This is a genomic window from Azospirillum sp. B506 (assembly GCF_000333595.1).
Classification (GTDB): domain Bacteria; phylum Pseudomonadota; class Alphaproteobacteria; order Azospirillales; family Azospirillaceae; genus Azospirillum.
Genome location: NZ_BADK01001059.1, coordinates 1 through 6,326, shown reverse-complemented (window position 1 = coordinate 6,326; position 6,326 = coordinate 1). Strand labels below are relative to the sequence as shown.

Annotated in this window: 5 protein-coding genes; 3 read left to right on the top strand and 2 right to left on the bottom strand. The window is 68.6% G+C overall.

The window, feature by feature from the left end; genetic code table 11:
* Both I71_RS32620 and I71_RS32615 read left to right on the top strand, forming a co-directional pair.
* The coding region (locus tag I71_RS32620) for a DUF6468 domain-containing protein (RefSeq protein ID WP_042704115.1) at window positions 1-582 on the top strand (582 nt) is incomplete at its 5' end.
* Complete coding sequence (locus I71_RS32615) at window positions 579-1,559, top strand: MotE family protein (protein WP_042704113.1); 981 nt, start codon at window positions 579-581, stop codon at window positions 1,557-1,559. The genes I71_RS32620 and I71_RS32615, both read left to right, overlap by 4 nt.
* 156 nt (window positions 1,560-1,715) lie before the next feature.
* On the opposite strand, the gene parC is transcribed toward I71_RS32615, so the two are convergent.
* Both parC and recO read right to left on the bottom strand, forming a co-directional pair.
* Window positions 1,716-3,941: a DNA topoisomerase IV subunit A gene (gene parC / locus I71_RS32610; protein WP_042704111.1), complete on the bottom strand. Its 2,226-nt coding sequence runs from the start codon at window positions 3,939-3,941 to the stop codon at window positions 1,716-1,718.
* 20 nt (window positions 3,942-3,961) lie between these two features.
* Window positions 3,962-4,684 (bottom strand): DNA repair protein RecO, encoded by a 723-nt coding sequence (recO, locus tag I71_RS32605; protein WP_042704109.1) that lies wholly within the window; start codon window positions 4,682-4,684, stop codon window positions 3,962-3,964.
* Window positions 4,685-4,897: 213 nt separating this feature from the next.
* Here recO and I71_RS32600 point away from each other — a divergent pair.
* Window positions 4,898-6,326: sensor domain-containing diguanylate cyclase (locus tag I71_RS32600; RefSeq protein ID WP_042704107.1), on the top strand; the 1,429-nt coding region annotated here is incomplete at its 3' end.

Below are 6,326 nucleotides of genomic sequence, written 5' to 3'. Positions count from 1 at the left end.
GATCATCCTGAACGGCAGATCATCGCCCTGCGCGAGAGCCGCGGCGAGATGGCCGAACTGATCCAGGGCCTGAACGACGCGATGGGGCGGGCGGAGACCGGCGTGCGCACGCTGAAGAAGACGGCCAGCGACACCGGCGAGGACCTGCAGCGCACGGTGAACAAGGCGCAGACCCTGCGCGACGAGCTGGAATTCATGATCGAGGCGGCCGACGCCCTGGCCAACCGGCTGGGCAATGTCGGCGGACGGGATGGTGGCCGGGAGGGTGGCCGGGAGGGTGGACGCTCCGTCGCCGTCGCCCCGGCGCTGGCGTCGCGTGCTCCGGCCAAGGCTCCGCTGGTGGCGCCGCGCCCGGCCCTGCGCAGCCTGCCGGTCGAGGACGATCACGACGACCATCGTCACGCCCCGCCGCCGGCCCGGCTCGATGCGCCGCCGCGACGCGCCGCCGCCCGTGCCGAGCCGTCGGCCGAGGCACGAGCGCCCATCGCCCGTGACCCCATCACCCGTGATGGAGAAAGCCTGTCCCGGGCCGAACGCGAACTGCTTCAGGCGATCGAGAACGCCGGCAAGGGGATTGGATGAGCATGCGCACCAGTGACGGCAAGCCTGCTGCAGCGGGGAGCGAAGCCAAGGTCGTGATCCGGCCGGCCGGCGCCGCCCCGACCGGCGTCCGCACTTCTCCCACGCTGGCCGCCCAGCAGGCCCAGCAGGCGCAACTGCCGGCGGTCCGCTCCGCCACCGGCAAGGCTCCGGCGAAGAAGGGCAGGGCGAAGACGAAAGCGCGCAAGCCGGCGACACCGCGCGTGCCGCTGACCGAGCGGCTGCGGGCGCGGATGCGCGGTGCCCGTTTCCGCCTGCTGCCGCTGACCATCTTCGTCGCCGTGCTGATGCTGGGCGTGCGGGTCGGCGACCTGTGGCGCCTTGCCACCCACGACGCCCGCCTGCCGGATTTCCCAGTCAGCCTTGCCCAGGGACCGCAAAGCTCCACCCCGGCGTCTCCGCCCAATCAGATGCCGGGCCAGATGCCGTCCGCCACGACGAAGCCGGCCGGCAAGGAAGCCCCGCCGGCTCCCGGCGGATCGAGCGGCCCGGCGAACGCTCCGGCCGCCAATGCGCCGCTGGCTCCGCTCGGTCCCATCGACAACCAGGAACTGCTCCAGCATTTCGCCGACCGCCGCGCCGAGATCGAGCGCCGCACCAAGGAGATGGAGCAGCGCGAAGCCCTGCTGGCCGCCGCCGAGAAGCGGATCGACCAGAAGGTGGCGGAGATGGAGAAGACCAAGTCCGACATCCAGAAGCTGATGGCCCAGGGCGACGAGAAGCAGTCGGCCCAACTGGACAGCCTGGTGAAGATCTACGAGACGATGAAGCCGAAGGAAGCCGCCCGCATCTTCGAGGAACTCGACATGCCGGTGCTGCTGGGTGTCATCCAGAAGATGAAGGAACAGAAGACCGCGCCGATCCTGGCCGCCATGGATCCGGTGAAGGCCAAGGAAGTCACCTCGGCCCTGGTCGAACGCCGCGTGCCGCTGACGGCGACGGTGACGACGCCGAAGTAGGGGCAGTGGCTTCCTCCCTCTCCCCCCCGGGGAGAGGGTCGGGGTGAGGGGGATGCATCGCATGATTTCCCCCGAAGGTCCCGCCACGTCGCCCCCTCACCCTAACCCTCTCCCTGGGGGGAGAGGGGATACTCTGCCTGCTTTTCAAGTGTCGCTTTACATGAACCGGTTGTTCTTGGGGAAGCCGTTCGGCGGCATCTTGCCCTGGCCGGCACGGTCACCCATCCAGCCGGTCAGGTCGCTGACGGTGAAGTTGCGCTCGCCGTTCTTCCAGCTCAGGCCGTCGGCCAGCGCGAAGGTCTTCACGTCGGCGACGCTGGCGTCCTTGTACTTCTGAAGCTGGACGCCCTTGCCGCGGGTCATCACCGGCACCTGCTCCAGCGGGAAGACCAACATCTTGCGGTTGTTGCCGATGATGGCGAGCGTGTCGCCGGTCACCGGCTGGCAGATGCGGGCGGACTTGCCGTCCTCCAGGTTCAGCACCTGCTTGCCGGCACGGGTCTGGGCCAGCACCTCCGCCTCCTCGACGCGGAAGCCGCGGCCGTCCTCCGACACCACCAGCAGGGTGCGACCGGCCTGGTGGCGGAACAGGTCGACGATGTCGACGTCGTTGCCGAGGTCGATCATCAGCCGCACCGGCTCGCCGAAGCCGCGGCCGCGCGGCAGCTTGTCGACGCCGATGGTGAAGAACTTGCCGTTGCTGGCGAAGACCAGCAGCTTGTCGGTCGTCTCGCACCGCTCGATAAAGCCGCGCGCGTCGCCGTCCTTGTACTTCACATCCTCCGCCTCCGCGTCGGTCAGATGGCCGCGCACCGTGCGGATCCAGCCCTTGGCCGAGCAGATGACGGTGACCGGCTCGCGCTCCACCAGCGCGTCGAGCGGCACCTCGATCACGGTGGGCGCATCGGCCACGTCGGTGCGCCGCTTGCCGAGCGCGCCGGTGCCGAACTTCTTCTTGATCTCGGCCACGCCCTCGGCGATGCGCTTCCAGCGCAGGGTCTCGTCGCCCAGCAGTTCCAGCAGGCCGTTCTTCTCGCCGGTCAGCGTCTCGTGCTCGCGCCGGATCTCCATCTCCTCCAGCTTGCGCAAGTTGCGCAGCCGCATGTTGAGGATGGCGTCGGCCTGCACGTCGGTCAGGGTGAAGGCGCGGATCAGCTCCTGCTTCGGCTCGTCCTCCTCGCGGATGATGCGGATGACCTCGTCCAGGTTCAGGTAGGCGGCGAGATAGCCGCCGAGAACCTCAAGCCGGTGGTCGATCTGCGCCATACGGTGGTTGGAACGGCGGACCAGCACCTCATGCCGGTGGTCGAGGAAGGCCTGGAGCACCTCGCGCAGGTTCATCACCCGCGGCACATTGTCGGCGCCCAGCACATTCATGTTCATCGAGAAGCGGATTTCCAGGTCGGTCGCCTGGAACAGCGAGGCCATCAGCACCTCGGGATCCACGTTGCGGTTCTTCGGCACCAGGACGAGGCGCACGTCCTCCGCCGATTCGTCGCGGACGTCGTCCAGCAGGATCAGCTTCTTGGCCAGCAGCAGCTCGGCGATCTTCTCGACCAGCCGGGCCTTCTGCACCTGATAGGGCATCTCGGTGACGACGATCTGCCAGGTGCCCTGGCCCAGCTTCTCCACCTCCCAGCGGGCGCGCAGGCGGAAGGCGCCGCGGCCGGTGCGGTAGGCCTCGATCACATTCTGCCGCGACTCGACCAACAGGCCGCCGGTGGGGAAATCGGGGCCGGGCATGAAGCCGACCAGGGTTTCGATGCTGGCGTCGCGGTGCTTGATCAGGTGGCGCAGCGCGTCGCAGATCTCGCCGACATTGTGCGGCGGGATGTTGGTGGCCATGCCGACGGCGATGCCGCTCGACCCGTTGGCCAGCAGGTTGGGGAAGTTGGCGGGCAGGACCGCCGGCTCCTCGCCGTCGCCGTCATAGGTCGGGCGGAAGTCGACCGCATCCTCGTCGATGCCCTCCAGCAGGGCCTTGGCGACCTCGGTCAGGCGGGCTTCGGTGTAGCGCATCGCCGCGGCGTTATCGCCGTCGATGTTGCCGAAATTGCCCTGGCCGTCGACCAGCGGATAGCGGACGGAGAAATCCTGCGCCAGACGGACCAGCGCGTCATAGACGGAGCTGTCGCCGTGCGGATGGAACTTGCCGATCACGTCGCCGACGACACGGGCCGACTTCTTGGGCGGCGTCGTCGGTTCCAGCCGGAGCTGGCTCATGGCGAACAGCAGGCGCCTGTGCACCGGCTTCAGCCCGTCGCGCACGTCGGGCAGCGAGCGGGACATGATGGTGGACAGCGCGTAGCTGAGATACCGCTCGCCGAGCGCGTCGGCCAGCGGCTTTTCCAATATGTCGGAGGCAGGGTTTTGCGGCTTCATGATGATGGGGTCTAGCAGTTTCAGGCGGAGCGCGCTACCGCGTTCGCGTAACGTTCTCTCAAGCGCTCACGCGCGGGCGGCAGCGGCCCGTTCAGCACATGGCGCTCCAGGAAATGCGCGGTCAGCCGCAGCCCGTCGGCCACCGCCGCCGGCCCGCCGCCGCCGCGCCCGGCCAGGAAGTCGGGCAGGGGCAGCAGCCGGTCGCGATAGGGTTCTCCCACCGAGGCGGTCACCGCCCGGCCGGTGCGCGGGCTGACATAGGCGAGATAATCGTTGGCCCCCGACACCGCGCAGCGGTCGAGGTCGAGGCCGAATCCAAGCTCGGCCAGCAGCCCGACCTCCCAGCGCACATAGGTCTCGGCCCAGGCCGGCCCGTCCAGCAGGTCGAACAGGGCGAGCAGCCCGTCGAACAGGGCTGGGTGCGCCTCCCGCTCCGGCAGGGCCGCCTCCACCAGGGCGCAGGCGCTGATGAGTGCGGCCAGCGCCTGGGCGTCTTCGAAGAAGTTGGCGGCATAGCCCTTCACCGGCTCCAGCGTGAAATGGCCGAGATGCTCGGGCAGCCGGCCGCGCCAGCGGGCATGGACCAGGGTTCCCGGCTCCAGCGTGCCGCGCTGGCGGGCGGAGCGGCCGCCCATCACCATGCCGGCATGGCGGCCGTGCCCGCGCGTCAGCAGAGTCGCGACGGCGGACCCTTCCCCCTGGGGACGGGCAGATAGAACGAGTCCCTGATCGGTCCAATCCATCGGTGCCGGTTTCGGATGATATGGCGAGCTATCCTAATATAGGAAAAAATTTCGCGGAAGGAACCCTCCGCTTTGTCGGGACCGGCGGGCTGGGGCACAGTCCGGGCTTCGATGACATTTATGGTTTCTTCACTAAAAACTACCTACAATCGCAACATGAACGGTGGGAAGGCTCCACCGATCGCTGACCTCCCATAGGTCCGACGAGGGGTCTTGAACACCAACATCGACCGATACCTGCTGGCGGAAAAGGCCGGAACCGAAGGCGTCTGGGATTGGGACCTGCGCAGCGATACGCTGTACCTTTCCCCCCGCTTCAAGGAGTTCCTTGGGCTGCCGCCGGGTGAGTCCGGACGGGACGCCAACCGGCCGACCGACTGGCTGTCCCTCGTCCATCCGGAGGACGTCGACTGGCTGCATGCATCGTTCGAGGGGCAGATGGTCGGGCTGTCCGTCCCCTTCCAGATCGAGCACCGCGTCCGCCGCGCCGCCGACACCATCGAAAATCAACAGTGGCGCTGGCTGGTCTGCCGCGGCATGGCGGTGATGGACGATTCGGGCGAACCGATCCGGCTGGTCGGCTCCGTCGCCGACATCACCGACCGCAAGCATGCCGAACAGGAATTGCGGCGCAGCGAGGAGCGCTATGCGCTTGCCGCCGCCGGGGCGGCCGACGGGCTGTGGGACTGGTTCATCGACAGTGGCGAGATCTACTACTCGCCGCGCTGGAAGGCGATGCTCGGCTTCGAGGAGGCGGAGATCGCCGGCTCCACCGACGAATGGTTCCAGCGGGTCCTGCCCGGCGACCTGGACGGTCTGCGCACCGCCATCGACCTGCATCTGGTCGGCGACCGCTCGCACCTCCAGCACGAGTTCCGCATCCTCGACAAGGCCGGGCAGGAGCTGTGGATGCTGGTCCGCGGTCTGGCCGTCCGCGACGACAAGGGCTGCGCCGTCCGCATGGCCGGCTCGATGACCGACATCACCGCGCGCAAGAAGGCCGAACAGCAGATCCTGTTCGACGCCGTCCATGACAGCATGACCGGCCTGCCCAACCGCACGCTTCTGCTGGACCGCATCGGGCAGGCGCTGGACCGCAACCGCCGGGCCGGCGCCCGGCCCTTCGCCACCATCCTCATCGACCTCGACCGCTTCAAGGCGATCAACGACGCGCTTGGCGCCAGCGTCGGCGACCGCGTGCTGCGCATCGTCGCCAAGCGCCTGGACGTCAGCCGCCGCGTCGGCGACACGCTGGCCCGCCTGTCGGCCGACGAGTTCGCCGTGCTGGTGGACGAGCTGGACGATGCCGGCGACGCGCTGGAGGCGGCGGAACGGATGGCCCGCGCCATCTCGCGGCCGGTCACGCTGGGTGAGGGGCACGATGTGGTGCTGACCGCCTCCATCGGCGTGGCCCTGAGCCAGACCGGCTACGACCGGGCGGAAGATATGCTGCGCGACGCCAGCCTGGCCATGTACCGCGCCAAGAGCGGCGGACGGGCGCGCATCGACGTGTTCGACACCAACCTGCGCCGGCAGGCGATGGCCGCCATGCGCATGGAGGCCGACCTGCGCGCCGCGCTGGAGCAGGGGCAGCTCTGTCTCCATTACCAGCCCATCGTCCTGCTGGAGACCGGCGCCATCG

Bases quoted from the DNA above. Each gene is read 5' to 3' on its own strand.
- I71_RS32615 (WP_042704113.1), top strand. From the start codon at position 579: ATGAGCATGCGCACCAGTGACGGCAAGCCTGCTGCAGCGGGGAGCGAA.
- parC (WP_042704111.1), bottom strand. From the start codon at position 3,941: ATGAAGCCGCAAAACCCTGCCTCCGACATATTGGAAAAGCCGCTGGCC.
- recO (WP_042704109.1), bottom strand. From the start codon at position 4,684: ATGGATTGGACCGATCAGGGACTCGTTCTATCTGCCCGTCCCCAGGGG.